This window comes from Paraburkholderia phenazinium (assembly GCF_900100735.1).
Taxonomy (GTDB): Bacteria; Pseudomonadota; Gammaproteobacteria; order Burkholderiales; family Burkholderiaceae; genus Paraburkholderia; species Paraburkholderia phenazinia.
This window is the reverse complement of the sequence record NZ_FNCJ01000006.1, coordinates 90,030-112,577: the sequence shown is the minus strand read 5'-3', so window position 1 is coordinate 112,577 and position 22,548 is coordinate 90,030. Positions and strand designations below refer to the sequence as shown.

General features: G+C 65.1%; 34 protein-coding genes. 31 read left to right on the top strand and 3 right to left on the bottom strand.

What is annotated here, in order from left to right:
* Positions 1-124: 124 nt before the first annotated feature.
* The 5 genes from BLQ92_RS15470 to BLQ92_RS39990 all read left to right on the top strand — a co-directional run bounded on the left by BLQ92_RS15470 (position 125) and on the right by BLQ92_RS39990 (position 1,750).
* On the top strand, positions 125-337 hold the full coding sequence (locus tag BLQ92_RS15470; protein ID WP_090685408.1) for a hypothetical protein: 213 nt from the start codon (positions 125-127) through the stop codon (positions 335-337).
* Positions 338-404: 67 nt separating this feature from the next.
* Complete coding sequence (locus tag BLQ92_RS15465) at positions 405-764, top strand: hypothetical protein (RefSeq protein WP_090685407.1); 360 nt, start codon at positions 405-407, stop codon at positions 762-764.
* Positions 765-903: 139 nt separating this feature from the next.
* Positions 904-1,128: a hypothetical protein gene (locus BLQ92_RS15460; RefSeq protein ID WP_090685406.1), complete on the top strand. Its 225-nt coding sequence runs from the start codon at positions 904-906 to the stop codon at positions 1,126-1,128.
* Positions 1,125-1,337 carry an ankyrin repeat domain-containing protein gene (locus tag BLQ92_RS15455; protein ID WP_090685405.1) on the top strand — a complete coding sequence of 71 codons (213 nt, stop codon included), beginning with the start codon at positions 1,125-1,127 and terminating at the stop codon, positions 1,335-1,337. Before BLQ92_RS15460 ends, BLQ92_RS15455 begins: the two co-directional genes overlap by 4 nt.
* A gap of 245 nt (positions 1,338-1,582) precedes the next feature.
* Positions 1,583-1,750 carry a hypothetical protein gene (locus BLQ92_RS39990; RefSeq protein ID WP_176860749.1) on the top strand — a complete coding sequence of 56 codons (168 nt, stop codon included), beginning with the start codon at positions 1,583-1,585 and terminating at the stop codon, positions 1,748-1,750.
* A gap of 49 nt (positions 1,751-1,799) precedes the next feature.
* Here BLQ92_RS39990 and trfA read toward each other — a convergent pair whose 3' ends face one another.
* A complete protein-coding gene (trfA, locus tag BLQ92_RS15450) occupies positions 1,800-3,017 on the bottom strand; it encodes a plasmid replication initiator TrfA (RefSeq protein ID WP_090685404.1) in 1,218 nt (405 codons plus the stop codon).
* Positions 3,014-3,475 carry a hypothetical protein gene (locus tag BLQ92_RS15445; protein WP_090685403.1) on the bottom strand — a complete coding sequence of 154 codons (462 nt, stop codon included), beginning with the start codon at positions 3,473-3,475 and terminating at the stop codon, positions 3,014-3,016. The genes trfA and BLQ92_RS15445 overlap by 4 nt, the downstream gene beginning before the upstream one ends.
* Before the next feature lie 626 nt (positions 3,476-4,101).
* Between BLQ92_RS15445 and BLQ92_RS15440 the strand changes: the two genes are divergently transcribed.
* The 4 genes from BLQ92_RS15440 (at position 4,102) to BLQ92_RS15425 (ending at position 6,970) form a co-directional block, all read left to right on the top strand.
* The gene (locus BLQ92_RS15440; RefSeq protein WP_090685402.1) at positions 4,102-4,521 is read left to right on the top strand and encodes a hypothetical protein; all 420 of its coding nucleotides are present in this window, start codon (positions 4,102-4,104) and stop codon (positions 4,519-4,521) included.
* A 412-nt stretch (positions 4,522-4,933) separates the two neighbouring features.
* A complete protein-coding gene (locus BLQ92_RS15435) occupies positions 4,934-6,127 on the top strand; it encodes an ankyrin repeat domain-containing protein (protein WP_090685401.1) in 1,194 nt (397 codons plus the stop codon).
* A gap of 244 nt (positions 6,128-6,371) precedes the next feature.
* Positions 6,372-6,647, top strand: a complete 276-nt coding sequence (locus BLQ92_RS15430) for a CopG family ribbon-helix-helix protein (protein ID WP_090685400.1) — start codon at positions 6,372-6,374, stop codon at positions 6,645-6,647.
* Positions 6,647-6,970 (top strand): type II toxin-antitoxin system RelE/ParE family toxin, encoded by a 324-nt coding sequence (locus tag BLQ92_RS15425; RefSeq protein WP_090685399.1) that lies wholly within the window; start codon positions 6,647-6,649, stop codon positions 6,968-6,970. Before BLQ92_RS15430 ends, BLQ92_RS15425 begins: the two co-directional genes overlap by 1 nt.
* Positions 6,971-7,033: 63 nt before the next feature.
* Here BLQ92_RS15425 and BLQ92_RS15420 read toward each other — a convergent pair whose 3' ends face one another.
* Positions 7,034-7,537 carry a hypothetical protein gene (locus BLQ92_RS15420; protein WP_090685398.1) on the bottom strand — a complete coding sequence of 168 codons (504 nt, stop codon included), beginning with the start codon at positions 7,535-7,537 and terminating at the stop codon, positions 7,034-7,036.
* Positions 7,538-8,162: 625 nt separating this feature from the next.
* Between BLQ92_RS15420 and BLQ92_RS15415 the strand changes: the two genes are divergently transcribed.
* The 22 genes from BLQ92_RS15415 to BLQ92_RS15310 all read left to right on the top strand — a co-directional run bounded on the left by BLQ92_RS15415 (position 8,163) and on the right by BLQ92_RS15310 (position 22,109).
* Positions 8,163-8,831 carry an LPD29 domain-containing protein gene (locus BLQ92_RS15415; protein ID WP_176860748.1) on the top strand — a complete coding sequence of 223 codons (669 nt, stop codon included), beginning with the start codon at positions 8,163-8,165 and terminating at the stop codon, positions 8,829-8,831.
* Positions 8,832-8,855: 24 nt separating this feature from the next.
* Positions 8,856-9,155 carry a hypothetical protein gene (locus BLQ92_RS15410; RefSeq protein WP_090685397.1) on the top strand — a complete coding sequence of 100 codons (300 nt, stop codon included), beginning with the start codon at positions 8,856-8,858 and terminating at the stop codon, positions 9,153-9,155.
* 34 nt (positions 9,156-9,189) lie between these two features.
* Positions 9,190-9,447, top strand: coding sequence for a hypothetical protein (locus BLQ92_RS15405; RefSeq protein WP_090685396.1), 258 nt, complete (start codon positions 9,190-9,192; stop codon positions 9,445-9,447).
* A gap of 467 nt (positions 9,448-9,914) precedes the next feature.
* Entirely contained in the window at positions 9,915-10,373 is a 459-nt protein-coding gene (locus BLQ92_RS15400) for a hypothetical protein (RefSeq protein ID WP_090685395.1), read from the top strand.
* A 53-nt stretch (positions 10,374-10,426) separates the two neighbouring features.
* Positions 10,427-10,621 (top strand): hypothetical protein, encoded by a 195-nt coding sequence (locus tag BLQ92_RS15395; RefSeq protein WP_090685394.1) that lies wholly within the window; start codon positions 10,427-10,429, stop codon positions 10,619-10,621.
* A gap of 7 nt (positions 10,622-10,628) precedes the next feature.
* Positions 10,629-10,796: a hypothetical protein gene (locus tag BLQ92_RS39985; RefSeq protein ID WP_176860747.1), complete on the top strand. Its 168-nt coding sequence runs from the start codon at positions 10,629-10,631 to the stop codon at positions 10,794-10,796.
* Between the two features lie 158 nt (positions 10,797-10,954).
* Positions 10,955-11,533, top strand: coding sequence for a hypothetical protein (locus tag BLQ92_RS15390; protein ID WP_090685393.1), 579 nt, complete (start codon positions 10,955-10,957; stop codon positions 11,531-11,533).
* A 97-nt stretch (positions 11,534-11,630) separates the two neighbouring features.
* Positions 11,631-12,212, top strand: coding sequence for a hypothetical protein (locus BLQ92_RS15385; protein ID WP_090685392.1), 582 nt, complete (start codon positions 11,631-11,633; stop codon positions 12,210-12,212).
* Positions 12,213-12,250: 38 nt separating this feature from the next.
* Positions 12,251-12,772 carry a hypothetical protein gene (locus BLQ92_RS15380; RefSeq protein ID WP_090685391.1) on the top strand — a complete coding sequence of 174 codons (522 nt, stop codon included), beginning with the start codon at positions 12,251-12,253 and terminating at the stop codon, positions 12,770-12,772.
* A 38-nt stretch (positions 12,773-12,810) separates the two neighbouring features.
* Complete coding sequence (locus tag BLQ92_RS15375; protein WP_090685390.1) at positions 12,811-13,125, top strand: hypothetical protein; 315 nt, start codon at positions 12,811-12,813, stop codon at positions 13,123-13,125.
* A complete protein-coding gene (locus BLQ92_RS15370; RefSeq protein WP_090685389.1) occupies positions 13,112-13,417 on the top strand; it encodes a hypothetical protein in 306 nt (101 codons plus the stop codon). The genes BLQ92_RS15375 and BLQ92_RS15370 overlap by 14 nt, the downstream gene beginning before the upstream one ends.
* Before the next feature lie 198 nt (positions 13,418-13,615).
* On the top strand, positions 13,616-14,335 hold the full coding sequence (locus BLQ92_RS15365) for a hypothetical protein (RefSeq protein WP_090685388.1): 720 nt from the start codon (positions 13,616-13,618) through the stop codon (positions 14,333-14,335).
* Positions 14,332-14,637, top strand: a complete 306-nt coding sequence (locus tag BLQ92_RS15360; protein WP_090685387.1) for a hypothetical protein — start codon at positions 14,332-14,334, stop codon at positions 14,635-14,637. Before BLQ92_RS15365 ends, BLQ92_RS15360 begins: the two co-directional genes overlap by 4 nt.
* Before the next feature lie 233 nt (positions 14,638-14,870).
* Positions 14,871-16,499 carry an ankyrin repeat domain-containing protein gene (locus BLQ92_RS15355; RefSeq protein ID WP_090685386.1) on the top strand — a complete coding sequence of 543 codons (1,629 nt, stop codon included), beginning with the start codon at positions 14,871-14,873 and terminating at the stop codon, positions 16,497-16,499.
* Between the two features lie 340 nt (positions 16,500-16,839).
* Positions 16,840-17,220, top strand: a complete 381-nt coding sequence (locus tag BLQ92_RS15345; protein ID WP_090685384.1) for a hypothetical protein — start codon at positions 16,840-16,842, stop codon at positions 17,218-17,220.
* Positions 17,221-17,230: 10 nt separating this feature from the next.
* The gene (locus BLQ92_RS15340; protein WP_090685383.1) at positions 17,231-17,623 is read left to right on the top strand and encodes a helix-turn-helix domain-containing protein; all 393 of its coding nucleotides are present in this window, start codon (positions 17,231-17,233) and stop codon (positions 17,621-17,623) included.
* Between the two features lie 109 nt (positions 17,624-17,732).
* Positions 17,733-18,116 (top strand): hypothetical protein, encoded by a 384-nt coding sequence (locus tag BLQ92_RS15335; RefSeq protein ID WP_090685382.1) that lies wholly within the window; start codon positions 17,733-17,735, stop codon positions 18,114-18,116.
* Positions 18,117-18,586: 470 nt separating this feature from the next.
* A complete protein-coding gene (locus BLQ92_RS15330) occupies positions 18,587-18,784 on the top strand; it encodes a hypothetical protein (RefSeq protein WP_090685381.1) in 198 nt (65 codons plus the stop codon).
* A 67-nt stretch (positions 18,785-18,851) separates the two neighbouring features.
* On the top strand, positions 18,852-19,082 hold the full coding sequence (locus BLQ92_RS15325; protein WP_090685380.1) for a hypothetical protein: 231 nt from the start codon (positions 18,852-18,854) through the stop codon (positions 19,080-19,082).
* A gap of 431 nt (positions 19,083-19,513) precedes the next feature.
* The gene (locus BLQ92_RS15320; RefSeq protein ID WP_090685379.1) at positions 19,514-20,872 is read left to right on the top strand and encodes a helix-turn-helix domain-containing protein; all 1,359 of its coding nucleotides are present in this window, start codon (positions 19,514-19,516) and stop codon (positions 20,870-20,872) included.
* A gap of 252 nt (positions 20,873-21,124) precedes the next feature.
* Entirely contained in the window at positions 21,125-21,565 is a 441-nt protein-coding gene (locus tag BLQ92_RS15315) for a hypothetical protein (RefSeq protein ID WP_090685378.1), read from the top strand.
* An 85-nt stretch (positions 21,566-21,650) separates the two neighbouring features.
* On the top strand, positions 21,651-22,109 hold the full coding sequence (locus BLQ92_RS15310; protein ID WP_090685377.1) for a helix-turn-helix domain-containing protein: 459 nt from the start codon (positions 21,651-21,653) through the stop codon (positions 22,107-22,109).
* The last annotated feature ends 439 nt before the right edge of the window (positions 22,110-22,548 follow it).

Below are 22,548 nucleotides of genomic sequence, written 5' to 3'. Positions count from 1 at the left end.
CGAGGCATCAACCCGTGCCCGGGCACGGGCTTATTTTTGGGCCGGACGCTTGACAGGGGTGCTAGACCCGCTAAGTACAGAGGAGAAGGTCCCAGCCTGGGGCCACGCACTGGAGGAGAGAACCATGCTGGAATCTATCGGAATCATTTTGGCGATCATCGCCGGCCTGTTTGTGCTGTTCGTGGCGTTCGGCGTCTTTCTGAAGCGGGTTCATGACGTCCGCCAAGACCGGGCTATCCGGGCGCTCCACGCTTTGATCGACGCGCACATGGCTGCCAACCCCGGTGTGACGCGGGAAGAGGCCATCAAGCTCTTCACCCAGAACGGCAACGCCTGACGTCATCGCCCTGAGGGGGGGGCAACGACCGGGGGCTCTGGCCCCCATCCATTCAAGGGGGACCACCATGTTGCATTCCTTTCAAACCATTCTGCATGTCGAAGTCTGGGCGGCCATCATCAGCATCATCACGGCCATCCTGGTCTGTGGGGTGGCGCGATCCGTGATCGCCAGCGCGGTACGACGGGGTGTTCAGATCGACGCGAAAACGATGGGTTACATGCCGATCGTGTGGGGCGCGATCAAGGTGGGGATCTACCTCTACATCGCGCATGTCCTTCCCATTCAGTCGCTCTGGCTGAACATGCTCCTCGCGGTGTTCCTGTTCGGTGACGCGGTCATGGCGTTCTGGAAGGTCTTCATGCTTAGCCTGATGGTGATCTTGAAAATGCGGGGAACCGTCCAGCGGGCGCGCGGAGGGCTCTAAACCCTGAGCACCGTCACCCGACGTACGCCCGTGCCCTAGCACGGGCTATTTTTTGATCGGAATAGTTGACGGGCATTCGGAACCCGCTAGGTTCGACCATATAGGTCTAACCCGGGACCACCAGACGGATGGGAGTGGCATGCTTGAAATCATCGGAGTCGTTCTGGGGATTGTGATCGCAGACTACCTGCGACCCATTGCCCGGTTGGCGTTTGCGATCAGGATCCTGACCGCCGTGAGCACGGTGGTGGCGGTCGCGTGTCTCCCCATCCAGGGCTTGATCGTGAGCCTGATCGTTGCCTTGGGCTCGCGGCTTGCCTGGGCCCAGCTCATCAACAGCACGACGGACCGGGCACAACCATGAGCACCGGCACCCCCGAGGACCTCATCCTGGACCTGCTGAGTTTTGCGGCGGCCGGCAACTCTCTGGGCATCCGTTTCGCACTGGAATACGGCGCTGACCTCCACGCCACGGACGGGCGCGGCCAGACGGCGGTACAGCTCGCGGAGCAGAACGGCCACACCAAGGTGGTGCAGTGGCTCCTGGAGATGCGGGCTCCACGCACTGCGTGAGGGGAAGGGCTGGAGGCGCGAGAAAACCACCTGGCCGCGAAGCGCCAGGTCCCAACCCGTGCTGACGCCAAAGGGGCCGGAGGCACGGGGTTGTCACCCAAGGGAGCCGTCGGCTCCCATCTTGGCGGCACCACAGCACCACCGTCACCCGTGCCACGGCACAGACTGTAATCCTCCCCGTCGGCGTTTTGACAAGCCCGTTTGAGCTGCTATGGTGGTCCCACACCAACCTGAGGAGACCACCCATGCGCGCGCATCCCGCCCGATTCTTCCACGCGTTCCTGTTCGGCGGCCTGGCCGTCAGCGTGCTGGCCATCGCCGGTCTGGTCGCGAGCGCAGCGATGGCGGAACGTGCCCCCGGGCACGTCGTACGACCCGCGATGCACGTGGGAGCGGTGGCGCTGGACAAGTGATCCTAGCAACGGGCGGGTTCACGACATCGGACACCGACCCGCGAGGACGCTAGGCGCCCGCGACGGCGTAGATGGCAGCGTCCGCCAGGTCCCGCTCCCGGAGGTAAGCACGCTTGCGTTCCTCGGACGTGCGGGTGTCCGACGGATCGCGATCGCGGTCCCAAACCGGCACGTAATCGTCCGGGGTCAACGTAGGCGCCTTACGGGAGCGCACGGGTTGCTTCGGGGGCGCGATGGGCATGGCCACCACCGCGTGGGCGGCCTGAGGGGCAACTGCGGCCGGCGCCGGTAGGGACGCCACGACGGGCTCGGTACGCTTCAACGGCAGGATCCGGGAGTTCGTCGCCTTGACCACGAAGAGGGCGTATTCCCCGTTTTGCTTCCTTTCGACGCGGGTCTCCGGTGCGAAGAGGGGCGGGTCACATTGCTTCAAGTCCTCGACCGCTTTCAGGACACGGACGCGGAACATGCGCAGTTCGACATCAGGGCTGGTTCCGCTCAAGTCGCGCAGGGTGGAAAGGTTGTGCGCGTGGGGCGTGCTGCTGGTGGAATAGTAGTCGTGCATCCACTTCGCGAGGCTCGATTTGAGGCGCACCTTGCGGCGTAAGTGAAGCTCGGTGCCGTCATCCTTCAACATCCCCGCGACATGGCGGCTGAGCGTGACGAATCCTTTACCGGTCGTTTTGTCGCGGCCGGCATCGTTGATGAGGTGGCAGATCCCTTCCACGTTCGGCGAATCCCAGGTCAAGGTGACACTCGCCAGGCGTTTGAGCGATTGCATGATCCCGTCATTGACCGGACCACTGCTCTCCGACCGTTCCAGCACGCGGCACCAGTCGTTGAAGTTGAACTCGATCGTGGATCCCGCTGGCTTTCCCGACGCGCGACACCAGGCGAGCGCGAGTTGCCAGACTTCGCTATCGTTCTGGTCCAGGTCCGGGCCGGTGTATTTGATGACGTATGCGCCTTGTGCAGCAAGGATCCGTTCCGGATACCCCATGCCCACCATGATCTTTCGGCGCGAACAGCCAAACATCGAGCTTCGTGAAAAGGCGTTGGGTTCCATGTCCAGGTTTCCCCTGGGCCAGTCGGCGCTTTGTTCCGGGTGCAGCGTCGCCCGGGCCTGGAGCGCCATTGGACGAAGGCGCAGGTCCTCCACGGGCGTGATGTTGTCACGCGTCGGGGCTTTCGTCCCGAGCTTGCTTCGACGCTTCGTGCCGTTGTCGTGGGGACGCGGAAACATCGATTTGGGAGGGGCGTTTCTCATGCGCGCTCCATCAAGTCAAAACCGCGGCGGGCGGCCTGGACGCGAATCTTCTCGATCTGGCGATCGGAGACCGATTGGCTGCGTAACGATTCGGCGATCAGGGCGTTGGAGAAGCGGGCAAGACCGCGGGCGCACCCCAACGTAACGATCGCGCGAGCGACCTCGCTCGCCCGGGCGCCGGTGAACGCCATCAAGTCGGCGAAGACCATCGACGTCGTGTGGTCCATCCAGACGATGACGGTAGAGGTGTTACCGTTCAGACGGTTCTCGCGCTGCTTCCCGATCTCGGCAACGATCGCGTCCCGGGCGCTGGCATCGGCCAGGGTCGTTCCCACGATGACCCGGGCAACACGGTTGCGCGGAAGACGGAACGAATCCGCCATCACGTCCAACGTCTGAATCAATGCGTTGGGGATCTTCGGCTGCACGAAGGACGGGGCGGCGGTGCTGTAGGGCATGGCGGTCTCCTGGTAGGTCTCTACCCAGGAAACCAGGTTTGCGGGCGATGTCAAACAACAGCGTCATATACAACAGCATTTCCAACATCCTGTTGGCGTTGGATGGGCGGACGAAACCGCGAAGTTCTGTACACGCTCTCCCGCCGGACCGCGAAGTTCTGTACACGCACCGAGGAAGTGAAAGCCATACACCACAAGGTTTTGCGGGCGATTTTCCACCCCGTACAGTACTAAAGCTACAGGTGGGTGCGCCCCGACAGGGGGCGCGCACCCCACCTGTGCGTACATGGGCAAAACTCTAGAGAAAATCCGTGGGGGGTTCATGGGTGAACCCGCCTTTGGGGCGGTTCACCCGAACCCAACGAGGCAAACATCATGGGTCTTGCTCCATCCTGAGGAGAAGGGCACGACCGATTGCCCTTCGGGAAACCCAACCCCTTCTGGGTCGCTTCGCTCCCAGGCACTCCCCGGGGCGACACCTTCGGTGACGACGCCGGGCCAACTCCCATGATCGCTCAGGGCCGTAGGCACCCGAAGGGCACCTGACCACGCAGGTCGCCCCCTCCGCTTGCCAAAGGGTTTCGCCCCGTTAAGTTGGTTCAACGCCAACCCACCGGAGGAGACCGATGGCCTACCGCAACCCGAAGCACGACCGCCGTCACGCCGTCGATCCGCGGCTTGCGTCGCGCACCGCGCAACCCACCAGGACCGACATCGCGCGGGCGCTGATCGCCGCCGGGGAGCACCCGGAGACCATCCGGGCGGACTGGCGTCCGGTGGCCTTGGCCTGGCTGGCGCACGCCACGCGCGAGCGCTACGAGCAGGGCGTGCTGGACCCCGATGAGCTGGTGCTGGCGCAACGCCTGGTGGAGCGCCTCGGGGAAGCGGGCGTGATGGCGCACCACCGCTGCCGCCTGGGCGACGAGAAAAAGCCCAAGGCGCCGCTCACGAACCTGCGGGCGGTGCCCGGTTTGATGCCGGCGTTCGACCGTGGTCGTGGCCGTCACCGGGCGTACCAGCGTGCCAAGGAGGCAGCGTCCCTCTGATCCGAAGGCCGTTCGGGGCACCTGCAGGGAAGGGCGTGCCCTGGCACGGACCGGCGAGGCAGTGAGGGCCGGCCTGGGCACGTGGGCACCACCGGGGCCCTGCGGGCAAAAGCCGCCGGAGGCGAGGGCGACCCGCTCCGCGCCCTGGCTGCGGGCAGAACGACGGCTGGCCGACAAGGGCCGAAGGCGGTCGCCCAGGGAGCGAAGGCGACCCAGGGTCTTGCCCCGAAGGGTCACCGCCATGCTCGGCGCCCTCCTGGACCTGCTCCTCACCGCGCGGCGTTAAACTCTTCCCGCGCCGTGTGCACGACCATGCGGTGGGACTGTTCAGTTTTGACGTCAACCTGCCGTAAAACACGGAGACCTCGCGCGGTCGGCACGTTGTCCGGAACCAAAAAAAGGAAGACCAGGAATGAGCGCAGCATCCAACAAGCACAACGCAAAACCCGCTCCGGCCGCCGGGCGGGCGGGAAAGACCGGGCCCAAGGCGTCCCCCGCCCCGGAGGCGCCATTGCAACCGGGCGGCACGACCGGTCCGGTCAGCCCGGAGCAGGACTGGTTCACGACGGAGATCGCGGAGCAGGCGGAGGATGCCTCAGAGGAGGCGCGTTTTAAACGGGTCGCGCTCGCGTGCGTGCGCAAGGACATCGCCACCGTCCAGAACGAACTCAAAGATTGGGGAGCCTGGCGCTTCGCGGGGCGAGAAATCGGCCGGCCGACGTTGCTGCACTTCGCGGTCATCGGCGGCGACAAGGACGTACTGAAGGTGCTGATCGAGCGCGGTGCGGACCTGCAGGAGACCACCAGGACATCCCTGGTCGAGGACGTGCCGGAGGGTCCAAAAACTCCGCTGGACCTGGCGCGCATCATGGGAAAGACCAACGCGATCGCGTTTCTGGAAGAAGCGTGCGACAAGGCTGGGTGCGACGGCGAGACGCACACCGTGAAAATGATGCGTTACCCGGACGGCGGGCTGTTCGTGGGGGTCTACAACACCTACACGGGCGAGCGGGTGCATCGCACGATGGCTGAGCGCCACAGGAATGGGGTCGAGGGGCGGGCCGGTGCTCGGGAAAGCGACGGGGACCTGGACGCCATCGGCGCGATCGAGGCGGCGGTCGAGTCCAACGACAGGGAACAGTTGAAGCGGGTGATCGACGGCTACCCGGACGGCCAGCAGATCCTGGTCGATCGGGGCGGCAACACCATCCTTCACATGGCGGCGATCCGGGGCAACATCGACATCGTAACCATCCTGCTGAGCAAAGGCGCGGACCCCTTCCTTCGCAACCATCAGGGGCAGCGTGCGATCGACGTGGTATCGGACACGGGCATCGGCCCGAGGCACACCCGAAGACTTCTGGCGCTCGCCATGGGCGACGACCGACCCTTCATGACGGAGGACGGTCGTGTCAACGACCGGATCAAAGAGTTGTTTCAACGCAAAGCGGCGTCGGCGGGCATCTCGATGGACAAGCTCGCTGAACTGAAGGCGCAGCACGAGGCGGCGAGGCGCGAGGACCTGGTGGAACAGCGAAGCACCGCGACAACATCGTCCGCGCGCGGTACGACCGTTGAAGGGGATGATGGCGGACACGCTCCTTAAAAAGGCGATGGGCAGCACAACTAGGACCTGAGGGCCGCTGATCCAGGTTCCCGCAAAGGCTCACCATCACCCCCGGAAAAGCTCACCCCAGGTTTTGCAGGGGGAGGTTTTCACCGTGCGATAATCCGCTTAAACCCATGCGCCATAAGGGTTTTCGCCGTTCGTTGGATCAAAAAAACCCACCTGAAGCAAGGCTATTGCGTTATAATAGGAACACCAAAACAGCAATAGTGCGAGGTGTGCGATGGCGGAAGCGTTGAAAACCGTGACGGCTCAACTGCCGGTGGCCCTGGTGGACCGCATGGACGAGATGGCGACACGTCTGGACCGTTCGAAACAATGGCTGGTGCGTAAAGCCGTGGTCGCCTACATGGCCCGCGCCGAGCGCGAACGCCAGATGATTCAGGAAGGGCTGGACGACGTGGACGCGGGCCGTTTGATTTCGATGGACGCGATGGAACGTTGGGCCGACAGCCTGGGCACCGAGAACGAACTGCCGCTGCCGAAGGTGGGTGACTGATGGCCATCCCGGTCATTTTCACCAGCAAAGCTGCGTCGGACCTGCTGGCCATTCACGAGTTCGAGAAGCTGATCAACGGGGCGACGAAAGCCCGCGAGATCATCAAGGCGCTGAACGCCGAAGGCAAGTCGCTGGGCGTCCACCTGCGGCACAGGATCGGGGAAGAGCTTGAAGGGTGGGAGGGGCCTCCAGCGAGGGAAGTGCACAAAGATGTTTGTTTGGGTGGTTCGTATGAGCTTCATTACGAAATCATACCGGCCTACGAGCCAACCCCCACCAGCATCGCGATCCTTCGCGTGTGGGACACCCGGCAAGACCGCTGAACCGAACGACCATGAAAAAGCGGGGCACCTGCCCCGCTCGTTCGTTCTGCCTGGCCATGGGCCTTACGTGCGCGCCCGGGCCTTTTCCTTGAAACGCTCCGCCCATTCCGCACGCATCGCGCGGATGGATGCGATCGCGGCCCGCTTGCAGCGCTTCATCTCGTCCGGGGTCAGCTTCCCGATGCTCAGCCCGTCCTCGTCGATCAGGTCGGACCGGCCCAGCTCGATCATTTCCTGCTCGATGGCGAGCCGCGCCTGCATCGCTTCCAGCGCCTTGGGCGGCTGGCCCATGACGATGTTGTGGAACGTGAAGAAGCGGTACGCCACACCGCCCGCGTAGAGGCCCCACCACACGGCCACCACCGTGATCATCACCGCGCTCCACGACCCCGGCACGGGTGGCGAAAACAGCGCAAAGCCCGTGCTCACCAGGGCGACCACGCGCGCGATCGGCCCGGCGACCTTGGCCACCGGGTGGGCAAAGCGCAGGAACAGCAGGTTGATGAACAGCGCCCAGCCGACCAGCAGCAGGCCGGCGTCGAGGTACATGCGAAAAGTCCAGTCCATGGTGGGTCTCCTCCCGTGAGTGACCCCGGGCTGGGGCCGTTGCCCCCAACCAAGCAGGTCCTGGCCGAAAGTCAACCCGTGCCAACGCACGGCCCGGCCCCTCCAGCCGCACGCGTTGCCCACCCCCGCCCACAGCGCAGCGACCCCTTCGCAAGACCCGTAGGGCTTGCCCAGGTCGCACGACCGGACCACGCGCGTCGCACGCGCTCGCCGATCGGCTGGGGGCGGCGTGGACAACGCGACACCGCGGGAAAGCGGAGAGGGCGCAAGCGCCCATCAAACACCCAGGCCATGCCCAGGCGCGGACGCGCCCACCGATCGCGCACGCACCACGTACGCGATTCAACCACCACCTCCCGGCAGGCCGCTCGGCGGCGCCGTGCGGGTCTCCCCCGTTGCGTCGTGGCCCACCCCCTCGCAGGTCTGCCTTCCGTTTCGCCTTACCCGGACGCCTAGCCCAACCGGTCCCCCTCTGGCCCATGGGCGCGCTTCGCTTTCGACCGGCTCCCGGTCCCTCCCGTTGGTCGGGCTGCGGCTTTGGTCTCACCCATGGTCCGGGTCCCGCCCGGGCTCTTTCGGCGCCAGGCGAAACGGATGGCAAGACAACCAGCGAAGGAGATCAGGCATGGCCACGACGCAACAGACCCGCACGAACAACGCAAACCGCGCGTTCCCCGCACCCCAGGCTCCCCAGACAGCAAGGGTTCACGGCAAGACCACCCCGCAGGCGCTGAAAACCGTCTTGACCCTGGTGCAGACGGCCCAGCTCGTTCAAACGGTGTTGCGGGAGGCGTTTCCGTCGATCGTTTTCCTGGTCGAGGCCCACCGCGATGCGAACGGCGCACGGCTTCACGTCGAGTGGACGGACGGCCCCCGGGAACAGCAGGTGAGCAAGCTCCTGCTGCCCCTGCAAGCGGCACACCCGGGCACGTTCGGTGGGTCAACCCCGGTCGAGCACTTCCGGCTGACCGACAACGGCCCGCAACGCGTGCGCCTGGGCGCAGCGCGCATCACCGTCACCCGCAAGTTTTCCGACACCCTGGTGGGCAACGTCCTGCAGCGCCTGGCCCATCGCCACGCGACCCGCCTGACCCCCGAGCAACGCGCCGGTCTGACGGCCGAGGCGTTCCGCAAAGGCGCGTTGATGGCGGTGGTGCTCTACGGGGTGCACTGGGCGGGCAACTCGCTGCACTCGGACGTCGAAACGGCCCTGCACGAGCACACGGACGTCCAGGGCTACCCGCGCAGCGCGACGGCCGCCGGCCTGTTCGTGCGCAAGCCCCTGAAAGCCTGACCCGCCCCACCGAGGACCACCACTATGACGACCAACCCTTACCTCAACGTCCGTTGCGCCTTTGCCCAGGCCAAGATCGCCACGATCACCGACCCGGACGACGACAGCTTTTGCGTGGCCATGGCCGAGGCCGAACAACTGGGCTACCGCGACAGCGCGGACGATCCCGAGGGCGATCTGCCCGTCCCGCTGTACTTCGCGGACGAGCCCAACCTGGCCCAATCCTGGCAGCAGGGCGTGCGGAACCACCAGGACATGCTGGACATGGACAACTGCTCAGGCTGCAGCAACGACCGCGGCGACCCCTGCCACATCCACGGCTAACGCGTCACCATCACCACCACCCAGGAGCACCACGATGACCACCTACACGATCGACACCATCACCGCGGGCACCGAGCTGGAACTCGCCGGCGGATCTGCCCGCCTGCTGAAAGACGGGGAGCCCATTGGGCGACTTGTCGATCACGGCGACGACAGCGAGCTGGACGTGATCGACATCACCCCCGAGGAGCTGGCTCAGCTCGAAGCGCACGCGTTGCAGAGCTTCGAAAGCCGGGAGGCCTTCCTGGAAGACCTGATCCGTCGTACCGTGGACGGCGAGTCGACGGATTGACCCACGAAGCACGACCCGCAGCAGGGGAGCCCACGAGGCTCCCTTTTTGTTGGGCGTCACCAACCCGGGGGCCAGGGGAGGGAGAAGGGCGGTGACCCCGGTGCAACGTCAACACCGGAACCAGCCAGAACCCTCCTGGGCCGTAGGCCCCAGGTGAAAGGCAGGCTTCGCGCTGTTGCTGCCGGCAGAACCACGGCATGCCGACCAGGGCCGTAGGCGGGGTTTGCGCCCAGAGCCGCCCGCGGCTCCAAAGGTTTGGGGTTTCGCATCGCGCAGCAGTTCCACTTCAGCCCGTGCCATAGCACGGAAAAAGCTATAGCGTTCAAGCTGTCCATCAAGAAATAAAATGACGATAGTGCATGACGCCATCCTAAATATTACAGGTGCGTTTTACACGACCCCGCGCTAGAGCAATGATGGTGTATAGGGCAACGCAACGAGCGAGCCCCTCCCGAGGAGACCCCATCATGCAACCCACCCCGCAGACCCTCCAATCGATTCTGAGCAGCACCACCCTGGCCTGGGCCCGCACGTTCAGCGCCCCCGCCGACGAGCAGGATTTCGGCAGCGACGACGACGGCGTTTTCGCCCTCAACCCCAGCCGTGTGACGATCGAAACCAGCGTGACCATCGCCGGCAAGACCTACGGCGTGACCTACCAGCAGAACCACGGACGCGTGTACCGCAGCCCGGCCGACGAAAGCGGTCTGGCTTGGGTCCTGTTTCAGCTCACCCTGATGTTCGGCGAGCACTTCGCCTTCGAAGGCAACGCCCACCAGGAAGAGCAGATCGAAGCGTTCTTCATCGACGGCTCCGGCCGCACCACGAACGTCGGCAAGTTCGCCGCGCAGATCCTGGCCCGCCTGGACGTCGTGGCCGAACGCGCAGCCGAGGCGTTCGTTCAGCCGGTCCTCGAGGCAGCGTAAGCCTTCCCACCAGGGCCTCGCGGGAGCCGGGCCCGTTCATCTCAGGAGCACCCATGACCGTCAGTGACAGCAACGGCGCCGCTGCGTTCATACAGGGCTTGCGCCTGCAGCGCCAGCAGATACAAGCGTGGGCGCGGAAACGCCTGCAAGAGTTGGAATCCGCTAAGCTGCGCGACACCGCCCAGGCGGCGATGGCCGAGGCCGCCACCACGGAACCCGCGGCCCCCCGTTCTCGCAAACGCTTGTGAGCACGCCGTGACCACCGCCGCCGAGATTCTCGCCAACGCCGACGTGAAGCAAAGCTTCGCGAACATCCTAGGCGCGTACGACGCCCACCGGGCGGAGGAGATCCGCGCCGAGCGCGAGGTGCTGGCCGCCCTGGTGCGGGAGGAGCAGCAGCGGCGACCGAGGGCGCGGCTGTAACCGTTGGACCGACGATGAGGGTTCGGCTTGGAAGCCGTGCCATAGCACAAACTAAAATATTTCAAAGATTCTTCTCTGACCCCATTGACCCCATCCAAAGCCCTGCTACGGTGGTCCTATCCCGCGCCACCCGGCGCTCTACCTCGGAGGTTCTTCTCATGCGCAAATCCATGCTCAACGTGCTGGCCATCACCACCGCCAGCCTCGCCCTGTTCACCATGGCCAGCCCCAGCCAGGCCACCGACTTCACGGACCATAAGGCCATCTACAAAGCCAATGTTTTTCAGCATGACCAGGCCGGCCACCTGGTGGCATTCGGCATTCCCATGGGCGTTCCCCTCAGCGCCGAACTGGTAACCGCACCCAAGTGTTCCAAGACGCCGTGGGAGGCGACGGCGCCTTGCCGCGTAGAGGCGGACGACGATCATGCGGGGAAGGTCGATGTCGATCTTTTCGGAGTTCCGAAGGTCATCGACCACCGCGGACATCGGATTTATAACGACCCGATGATCGAGACGCAAAATGGCGTGGTCGTGGGGGTCGGCGCAACCGTCTATGTCGATGGCGCCTGGGCGTTTCGCACCGCACTGATCGAGCAGTTCGGCCAGCCTGTGGTCAACGCCGAAACCGGCGAAGAAGTGTGGGCTGGCGCGGCGGATGGTTACACCCTGAGGCTGCAGCACAACGAATCGATGTGGCCCACGGTCCTGTGGGTGTCGAAAGGTAAGCAGTTCTGAGCCGACCGCTGATCGCCTGACATGAGGGGCGTGCCGATTTCAGGCTCGCCCCTCCCGAGGCGACACCATTAAACCCGTACATCCAAGGAGATCCTCCATGTTCAAATCCCGCAAGTTCCTCACCACCCTCCTGGCCCTCGCAGGCCTCGCCCTGGGCACCGTGCAGGCGCACGCCGATACGACCGGCAACCCGCAGAGCACGCCGTACCGGTACGACGCGCAGCACCGCCTGACCCTCGCTGGCGTTCCCGTGGGTGTTGCCCTCGAAGCCGCGATTCCGGCCTGCACCACGGCACCGGAAACGGCCCACGCCCCGTGCCACGGTCCGGTCGGCCATGGCGGGTGGTCGATGGGTGATGCGGACACCGTGCAAACTCGCATTTACGGTGCACAAAGCCTGATGGCGTTCCAGGGCGCGCCGTTCAAGGCAGAGGTGTGGGCCACGATGGACAACCAGAGCCATGTCATCGAGGCGGTGTACGTTGACCTCAGCGAAATCGTGAAGGGCGGCAAGCTCCCCTTCACCGCGATCGTCCCGATGGTCCAGACGTTCGGCAGCCCTCGGGTAGCCGGCTCCATGGTCCCCGGGGTGATTTGGCGCCCGTCGGACGATCGAGTCGTCATGATGTTCGACAACGAGCTGTTCCTGTATAAGCCGGCCCCAGGCGACGTGCAGTAATCGAGCAACGCCCCACCACGCCACAGGAGCCCACCGCCATGCGCAAACCCATTCTCGCCCTGCTGGGCCTGGCCAGCTTCACCGCAGGCTCTGCGCACGCGGCCGGGCTCCAACTCCTGTCCACGGACGCCCAGCACCACGTGGTGGTCAACGGGGTGCCCATCGGCATCCCGGTGGCGTCCTTCGCCCCGGCCTGCCAGGGCGATCCCAAGGCGGCGACGTCGGTCTGCGTGGTCTTCGACCAGGGGAACGACCCGTGGGCCGTCAACGAGGTGTACGGCCTGCCCCCGGTACTCGACGGAGCGGGGCGCCTGGTGTTCAACCGGACCACGGTCACAAGCTGGAACGGTGTGATCGACGGGGTGGAGCTGGGCTTCACGAACGAGGTCTACGACATCGCCGTGCGCGACAGCATGACCACCGCCGTGGGCCAGCCGGACGTCCAGGACAAGAACGGTGTGGCCGAGTGGCACCACGTGCTGCCGGGCCACGTCATCGTCGTGACGCCCCCGGATCGCTACCCGTCGTTCGCCGTCGTGGTGGACGACGGCTCGCCCTGACGGGCCACGCACAACGCAACGCGAACGGGAGGAGACCCATGTCGCACGAAGCACAATCCCTGATCCTCGCCGCGGGCTGCTGCATCGCTCTGGTCGCTTTCCTGTCCCCGGTCTGGCTGGTGATCCTGGCCTTCGCGGTCCTCGCTTACGCCATCGGCGCCACCGTGGGCATGAGCCTGGCGGTGGGCTTCGGGCGCTTGGCCAGTGCGTTCCTGCAGGACGGAACCCTGGGCTGGCCCGACAACACCGCGCCGATCTACACCGTGGGGATCCCGCTGGGCCTGCTGGTGTTCCTCGTGTGCATGGCCCTGTGCTTCCGGGGGAAGGACGGGTCGCCCCGTGCGCAAGCGTAAAACGGAGACGCCGGCGACCACCACGCCCGGAGGGCTGGGTCCGAAACCCCACACCGCTGGCCAGGGCCTGGTGGTCATCCTTCTCGCGATGCTGATCGCAGGGCCCGGTGTCGCCGACGCGAAGCAGGCTCGGGCCGCCCTGAGCGTGTCCGCCACGGTGCTCAGCGCGTGCACGGTCAACACGGACCAACCGCAGGCCCCCACGTGCCAGGGCAGCGCTCCACCGGTGGTGGAACAGCGGGAGCAGCGCAAGGGGGACGAGCGGGCCCTGCTCACCGTCGTCACGTTCTGAGCAGGGCCCCACCACCCAGGTCCAGGGCCGAAGGCGGGCCAGGAGCCGGATGGCGACCAGGTGGTTCAGCGCAGAATCGCACGTCCTCCACCCGTGCCCATGCACCCCTCGAAAATCCCTCAAAATGATTTCCCCAACCCATTGACGGCCTGGGCAAATCCTCTAGGGTGGTACGCATAGCCTTTGAAGGAGACCCCCATGGCATTCGCACGCATTCTCAAGATCATTGGCAAGCTGCGAGGGCGCACAGCACCGGACGACTGGACCGACGAAGACCTCGTGCTTCCGGTCATCCCACCACCTGGAGCATGGATGGACGCGCTGGATCTCGTCGTGAATCCCACGTTTCGTGCCCAACCGGACGACACCACCGACCGGGATGTCATCCGTCAGCGGCTGGCCCAACGGCTGTTTCTACTGGACTGGGAGCGGGCGATCGCGGAAGGCGCCCTTTGGCAGGTCGTTCACGAGGCGATCCGGCTCCGAGGTACCGGTAAGGTTTCATCGCTCGTCAACGCGACGAACGCGGACGATGTCTTGCGGCTTGCGCAGGAAACGCAACGGCCCGATGTGATGGCGCTGACCATTCCGCACGTAGAAAAACCGGTGCGGTTGCTCAAAGAGCCGATCGTTATGCTGGACGACGGTTGCCTGGGGGCAGTTCTGGCGCGACTGAGCGAGGACGACCTCAACGCGATAGCCACGATCAACGGCCGGGAAATGACCCGATGGGAAGTCGCCATCGACTTGCACAGGCAGATTCCGCAGCAGCGCTTCATCGACGTGATTCTCCCGAAAATGCACGCGGCGGGCGCGGACGTCATGGACGACCGGTTCACCGACTTCGAAACCCCGGGGTTCAGCGCGTTGGCGATCTACCGTCGCCGGACATCCAGTGTCGCGGAGATCCTCGCATGACCAACGCCCTCCATCGCCTCGCGTCCGAAACGCTCCACCTGGGGCCCGAGCCGTTCATCGCCTTGCTTCGCACCGGGCTGGACGTGCTGGCCGTGGACGAACTGGGCAGGACCGTCCTCGACGTCGCCCAGGAGCGCTACGCGCAGACGCACGGGAAGGGCGGTCTGGGCCGCGAGCTGGCACCGCTGATCGGCGGGGACCGCGCGCAGGATGCGCTGGAGGCCATCGAACGGGCCACCCTGAACGCGGTGGCGGACCGGACGGCTTCCACCCCTTCAACCGGTTCGCGCAAGCGCCTCTAATCGGACATCGCCATGGCCACGCCACCCCTCATGCCCCACGGCGGGCCGTAGGCAGGGACCAGGTCCGGGCCGGTTCGAGGTTTCCACCCGTCCAGCGATCTCCATCCCAACAGGTGCCAGGGCACAACTCCAACGGCAGAGCGCCGCGCCCCCAAAATCGCATCGCCAAACCTTGACCTCGCCGCGGGATCCGCTAGTACCTTGGGATCGACAACGACATCCAAGGAAATCCCATGAACCAGGCTTACCAGACTTACCTCGCCAACCTGCGTACGAGTCCGGGTTACCTGAGGCACCCGCCTGGAAGCGATGGGCGGCTGGAATGGTTGCGTGAGGCCCGGAAGCAGCGTCGGATCGAGCTTTCCGAGGCGGAGGACTGGTCGTGGATCGCCATCGAACCACCAGGCTTCAGGCCTTGGTGCCCGTCGTGCGAAGGCCCCGTGTCGTTCGACGAACGCCAGGACACCTGGACCTGCACGCCTTGCGAGACGGCCTATGGTGAGGCGGTCCTGGCCGGGGCCCGCGATCTCCCGTTTTGCGGCACGAAAACGTTCACGGAAAATGAACGCATCACGATGTACGAGGCGTTCCGAGACCTTGAAAGCAAGCGGGACAGAATCGCCGAAGCGCAGCAGGCGGAGCAGCAGTGGGCGGGCTGGTGCGATCGCCTGGACCGGTTCGTCCCGCCGGCACCGATGGTGAAGCATGGCCAGCACGCGGTGGTGGTGAGTCCGGACGAACGTGCGACGCTGACGACCCTGGTGGCATTGCTCGACAGCGGTTGGGACGGCGACGGTTTGTTCGCCCACTTCCTTCGCTGGACGACCTCGCTGGTCGTGCCGGGCCAGGAGGCCTTCCTCGATGCGATGCTCAGCGCGGCGGTGTCGCGCGACGTCGATCTGCACGATTCCTGCGAAAACCCAGTGTGGTGGAGTATCTTTCGAAACCTTCCCGGGGGCGACCCGCGGGAACGTTTCCGGCCGACAGGACAATACAGCAGGGACGACCTGCCTCCAGTGAAGGGCCTGCTCGACATCGACCATGCGTGGCGGGTTCTGGACATCCTGGACTACCATGCCCCGCACTGTTTCACCGTCAACAGTCTTGCCGCACTGTCCGACCCTGCGAACGAAGAGGCGGGAGATTTCAACCAGGGGCGCGCGATCGCGCACCGGGCCCTTCTTACGCGTTACATCGAGCACCGATTCAACACCCGCATCAACGACGTCCTGGCCTACGGGCGCCGCCGTCCGAACCGACGTTGGCGTGCACGCCAACGTTTGAGCGGCATGCTCCATGACGTCTGGAGGTCACGCCGCCATCTCGAACGTGTGGTCGAAGCCGGGACCGACGTTGGCGTGGACGTTCAGAACGGGCTCCTGGACAGCGGTCCGATCCTCTGCAGCATCATCGCAAGCAAACGGCACAGCGACGAGGAGACCGCCCGCATCGTGACTTACCTGGTGGCGCACGGGGCCCCGATCAACGCGCTCACCGGGACGCAAGAAACCGCTCTGCATGAGGCCGCGAACGCCGGCTACATTGTGACCGCCCAAGTCCTGATCGACGCCGGCATCGACGTACGGCACAAGGATCACCTCCGGTGGACCGCTGGGCACACCGCGCTCTTGTGCAGCCATTTCGAGCTGTTCGAGTTGATCGTCCAGGCGGGCCTGGATCCGGAACCCATCGTTGACAAGTTCGCGATGCCCGGGGCCGTCATGAACGATCAGGCTGGGAAAATCCGCGCGTACTGCCACGCGTACCAGCTTCGCCTGGTGCAGGCCCGGCTTCGCGAGGTCGCCGACGCCGCCATGGCGGACGCGCCCCCGGTTCAACCCCGTGCACGGAGGCGCCTGTGACCTTCAAATCCCAATGCCCCGTATGCCTCGGACCCGTGGTCCACACGCAGCGCCAGGCCTCGCACGAGGCGGTCCAGGAGCGTGTCCGCGTGAGAGACCAGCGACGCGAAGCGCAGGTGTTCCGCGAAGCGGTGGCCCAGGCCGAACCCGAGGGGAGGGCCAGGCTTGTCCCCGTGGTGTGGCACGGCGACGGCTGTAGGGACGCAAGGCGGTGGTGGCCCAGATTTATTTACGCGAAGGGGTGTTTTAGATATTGCAATCACCTAGGGACCCGCTAGTACTGAAGGGGTAGGCAGCGTCGCAAGGCGACGCCATCCCAACCCCTTGGAGATTCACCATCATGACCCGCACCCGCACCCTCTCCAGCGCGTCCGCCATCGTCACCACCAAGCCGGGCTCCCCTCTTCGTATGAGCCATGACCACATGGTCATCCGGGTCCCCATCGACGTGACGCTGGCCGACGGGTCCCAGTATTCCGTCCAGTACCACTCGCACGCGGGCAAGGAACACACCAGCTTCGACGAAACGTTTGGGGACCATCAGGGCTTTGGTGACCATGAGGGCGTTACGAACGACGCATACCGGTTGCTGGAACGGCTGGTGGAGCACACCTTGCACAACGAGGACCACCTCATGCGTGACGTGCTTCAGAAGATCAAGGCGGTGGGCCGTGAAGCCATCGCGTGCCTCATCGCCGAGGTGAACGAATCGGTGTATTGAGCCGAACCTCATGACCACCGCCCACCCCATCGCCCAGACCCTGCTGCGAACCCGCGATGTCGCGGCCCTGCTGAACTGGTCCCGCACGCACGTCCGCGCCCTGGCGGTGAGCGGGCGGATCCCTTCGACCCTGGACGGGCAGGGCCGTGTATTCCGTTCGGAGGACGTGAGCGCCTACGACGCCCAGCGGCAGCAGGACGACCGTGACCTCATGACGCTCCACGAGGCGGCGGTCCTGCTGGGCTACGCCAACGCGTCGTCCGTCACCCACCTGGTGGAGCGCGGCGTACTGGTGGCCCGGCCTTACCGCAAGGCGGCCAAGCGGGTGGCCCGTGCCGACGTCGAGGCGTTGCTCGCGAGCAGGTCCGGCCCGGTGCGACGGGGCCCCACACCGAAACGTTGAAGCGTGGTCAGGGCCGTGCCAACGCACGGCTTGACACGCTCCAGGATGCTGCTAGATCTGGACCACGGTCGCCCACCCCGTTGCGCGGGCCATTTCAAAAGGAGGAATCATGCAAACCTTGCACCTTATCAACGTGGCCCTGCTGGTCGTCTTCGTCGTCATCAGTGGCGCGTCGTTGGCGGTGAAGCTGGACCCGGCGCAGGAACACAAATCGGACCTGTCGAAGATCATCAACGCCGTTTTGACGTTGGGGGTACTCGTGGTGGGCTCCTGGCTCTGGAAGATGCCGGTCTGGGTACAACTGTTGGTGACCGTTTTCCTCCTGCTCTTCATCGCCCTCGACTACGACACCCTGAAGCTCGACATCATCTATTTGCGGAAGCGGAAGGTGTACCTGGCGATAATGAAGGACGTAAGGCAAGAACGTGCAGCGCAGGCAGCACGCGAAGCGGCGCACCTGAAGGCAGCGCGGGGGGAAGACCGTGCAGCATGAGCAGCACGTGAGACGGCGCTGCAGGGCGTAACTGGCCCGCCACCATGGCGGGCTTTGCGCGCCTGGGCCCATCCTTCCGTTGTTCCCCGTGCCCTGGCACCATCCCACGTCCGACCCCAGCACCCTCAAGCCTTTCCCCCCAACCCCATCCAGGGTCGCCCCTGCGCCGACCGAGCACGGGCCCGCTGCCCCGTGCCGTGATGCCACTGCTGCGGGAACCAACGTGGCCGTGCGCGCCCCGTTCTGCCGTTCAACCCGGTGATGTCCCCCGGGCCGGCCTCTTGTTCGACGCCTAGCTCCACCCCGTTCACCGCGCAAGGGTCCGCTTCGCCAGGCCCATCCCCCGGTCCTTCCCGTTGGTCAGGCTGCGGCCTCAGGTCCTGCCCCTGCACGTCGCCCTGGGCATCGCTACCCCAGCGTCGAGGCCAGGCTCCAGCGAACAGCACCGAACGACACAGAAGGGGAAAGACATGCGCACGACCACCACCCGCACCAGCAGCACCACCAACGACCGGACCGCGGCGTTCCCCCGCACCCCCGAGGCACCCCACCAGCGAACAGCAGTGGACGGCGACACCAAAGAGGTGGTGTTGAACGGATGCCGGATCGTCATGCGTTTTTCGGCGACCGACGGGCAGTGGTGGAACGTCCGCGTGACCCACGCCTGACCCGACACACGAACCGCAACGCCCTGGGCCCCAGGGCCTGCACCGATAACCGAACAAGGAGAACACGATGGCTTACTTTCTTCGCCTGGGCGACGACGACCTCGAGGACGCCGAAAAGCACACCACCAAAGCGGATGCGATCGACGCCTTCCGCACCGTGGCCGACGAGCTGGACCGTTTTGGGCAGTCCATCACCGCGTCGCTGCACATCGCGGACACCTGGGACGAGGTGGTGGAGTACCCGGACTTTGTGCTGGAACGCGGCCCCCGTGGTGGCGTGAAGGTCGAACGCGCGTAAGCGGGAGGAGCAGGGCCGGGACGCTGGGCGAAACCCCGGAACCGGCGAGAAGATCACGGGGGCCTGGCGGCCCCTTTTCGTCGTCTGGAACAACCGGCACAAGCGCGCAAACCACAACCCGGAGGCGAGGGCACCCACCCCGGGCGCCGCGGAGCGGATGCAGCGGGGCATGGGCCACGTCGTGGTGGGGCAAGACCCTGGGCCTGTGGCCGAAGGGAAGGGGCCACCAGGTGCTCAGGGTTTCAATCGTGCCCTGGCACGGCTTGCTATAGCAACCGAAAAGCGATCGGAAAATAAAATCCGGAAATGCCATGCGTCCATCATAAATATGACAACCGTGTTTTACACGATTCCCATCTGGAGCGAAGATCGATGCATAGGCAGCACAACATCGTGCGTAACGCCAAACCACCCCCCGAGGAGACCACCCCATGCTTTCCACTCAACTCGACGTCCGCGGCATCGCCGCAGCGATGGGCGTCCCGCAAAACGAGGTCAGCTTCAGGCTCGGCAGCACGGGCGAGCCGGACTTTTCCGCCGTGCCGGCCCGTCCAGGCCCGGCACCCGTGGTCACCAGCACCGAAACGGTGTCGCCCTCCAGGAAGCGCTTCTCGAAGGTCAAGGCACGCGTTCAGACCGGTTCCCAGGAGGCTGGCTCGTCGGACGAGTTGCTCACCCGGGCACAAGTCGCCGAGGAGCTGGGTTTCGGAACGCAGTCGATCGCGTACTTCATCAACCGGGGGAGCCTGGCCACGGTAAAGCAGGGCCAGCGCGACTACGTTCGTCGTTCGACGCTGGAGGCGTTCCGGGCCAGCCGGTACCCGTCGGGCGGCGTGCTTCCGACCGGTGCTGAACTGCTCGGCGTGGATGAGGTGAGGACCGCTCTCGGCTTGAAACACAACCAGTCGATTCATCGTCTTATCTACGGGAATCGTCTCAAGGCTCAAAAAATCGACGGCAAGCTCTACGTGCATCGGGACGATCTCAGCGCGTTCATGCAACAACCCAAATCCCGGAAGGGCAGGACGCCGTCCTGGCTCCCGCCGGGCACGAGCGCCCAGGCCCACGTGGCCCCTGTCGCGCCGCGGCCTATGGCATCCCACACGGTTCAGGCTCCCGGGCAACACTCGGAGCACCCGGAGCGTTCCGTGAGCACCGCCGGAACCTTGATTTTCCCAACGGCCGTGGCCTTGGCCCGCACCCAGCGCAAAGCCGATGCGGCCCGCGCCACGCTCCAGCAGCTCGACGAGCAGTTCCAGCGCGAGCTGCACCATCGCGCACGCGTCATCGACGCGGTGCGCACCTTCAACGCGGCCCGGGTCCTCCGGCTGCTCGAAGGCGGCCCCGAGGACGACGGGATGAACCGGGTTGGGGTGTCCCCTTCGAAGCGATTCGACCTGGGCTACCAGCCGGCGGCCGTGAACCTCGCGGACACGGGGGGCGTACCCGAGGACGTGCAGGCCTGGCGCGAGGTGACACCAAAAGCTGACGTCGTGCGTCCGGAGCTGGACGGTCTGCTGATCGAACTGATCGACGCCCTGGGTGTGCTGGACCCCACGGACGACCGGTTCGATGTCTCGCACGTTCTCGACACCGCCCACCTGCTGCTTGCCCTTGGGTGCCGGGACCGGGTGGTGGACGGTGTCCCGTTGCGCGACGTGCTGCACGAGGCCTGGCGCTACAAGCACAACAAGCGTGACGACGCAAAAGTGGTGCAGGCGGTGCTGGACCGTTGGCTCAAGCCCCCACGTCGGAAGCGCGCAAAACCCATCCACCCCACCAGCGTCTGAACCAACCCGGGGGCCTAGCGGCCCGGTTCCCTTCAACGTCAACGGCCAAACCCCCACCCGGGCATCGCTGCGCGAACACGGCCGGGCACTTGGTTTGACCGTGCCTTGGCACGTGCTAAATATCTCTAGGCACAATGCTCTAAAGCGAAAAATACAACCCCATGAAGTTTGACTTCAGTAGTCAGTACGGGATACTTAAATGTGTAGGCAATGCGATGAGCGCAACGCCAAAACCACCCCCAGGAGCCCACCATGAACGCAACTTTCAACATCGCCGACGACCTGAAAATCGACGTGCACCACGCCGGTTCGGTCGAGAACTATGTGAGCAACGAGTTCGACAAGCACGGCGACCGGATCGAGGACATCGACGGCTACTTCACGTTTTACGAGCTGGCCGTTGAAGCTTTCGGTCGCACCTTCATCGTGCGCACGCAAGAAGAACCGGACGGCACCCTGTTGGTCCCCTCGAACGAGTTCGTCGGTGAGATGGGTTCGAACAAAGTGACCGCCGATTCGGAATACTTCGCGCTCCTGCAGGCGCTGGTCCAGAAGCACCTGGGCATCGAGTACACCGAGGAAGATCACGAGGACAATGAGTGGGCCATGCCCGACGACATCGAGGCCCTGCACCAGGCGTTGGTCGCGCACCTCAAGGCGGCGCTGACGGAGAGCATCACCGCCACCGCCTGATCGACGGGTTCGAACGTTCATTCCAAGGCCAGTCCTCACGGGCTGGCATTTGGGTACACCAACTTCCTCCGAACCGGATCCGCCCATGACCACCGCCACGTCCATCCCGTTGACCGTCAAGCAGGCGGCCCAGCTCCTGGGGCTGGGTGAAGGGCGCGTCCTTCAGCTTCTGCGTGCTTCACGGCTGACCCGAAGCGCCGCCGTTGAAAGGGCCACGAACCCGGGCTCGCCGAAGCACTACGTCACCGCGGAATCCGTCGAAGCGTTGCGCGTGCAGCGTGCAGCTACCGAGGACGACCCGTTCGAGAAGGAGCGCCGGCGTCAGAATCGGCAAGCCGAACACCAGCGCCAGAACGCACTGCGCGAGGCGTTGAGCCAGGACATGTTGACCCCCTCGGACGTCGCGCGTGAGCTGGGCGTGACGCGTCAGGCGGTACACATTGGCGTTAACCGCGGGAGCCTGCCCACGGTGCAGATCGGAGGCCGCCGCCTGGTGCGTCGCGCGGACCTGGAAGCGCTCAAACAGAAGCGCGCGTCGCGCTGATCGCGCGCCCCCCTGTCCGGGCTCTCCCGTTCTCACGTCCAACCCCATTCGTCTCTAGCCTGGCCACGCCGGCATCCGCCGGAGGCTTGCCCCGTGGGCCAGTCGGATCCCGTGTCCGGGCTGTCCAGGTGTCCAACTGTTTTCCGGCTGGTGCCGGCGTGCGTACAGCAGAGGGTGAAGGGCGGATCCCAGGATGGGATGGGCTTTGCATGGTTTACCTGATTTCGTGGGTTTAGCCTGGACACCCTGGACAAAGAAAGGAGAAAGGCTTTGCCCGCTGGGGCCAAGGGCTGTCCAGGGTGCTCCATGGGAGCCTGGAACGACCCTGGCCAGGAGATGGGGCGGGCCTGGACCGGGTGCGTTTGACTTTTCCGGACGGGGCGTTACGGTGGTCCATGATCGCGGCGAACCCAACCTGCAGGTGAGGGGCACCGCCGGG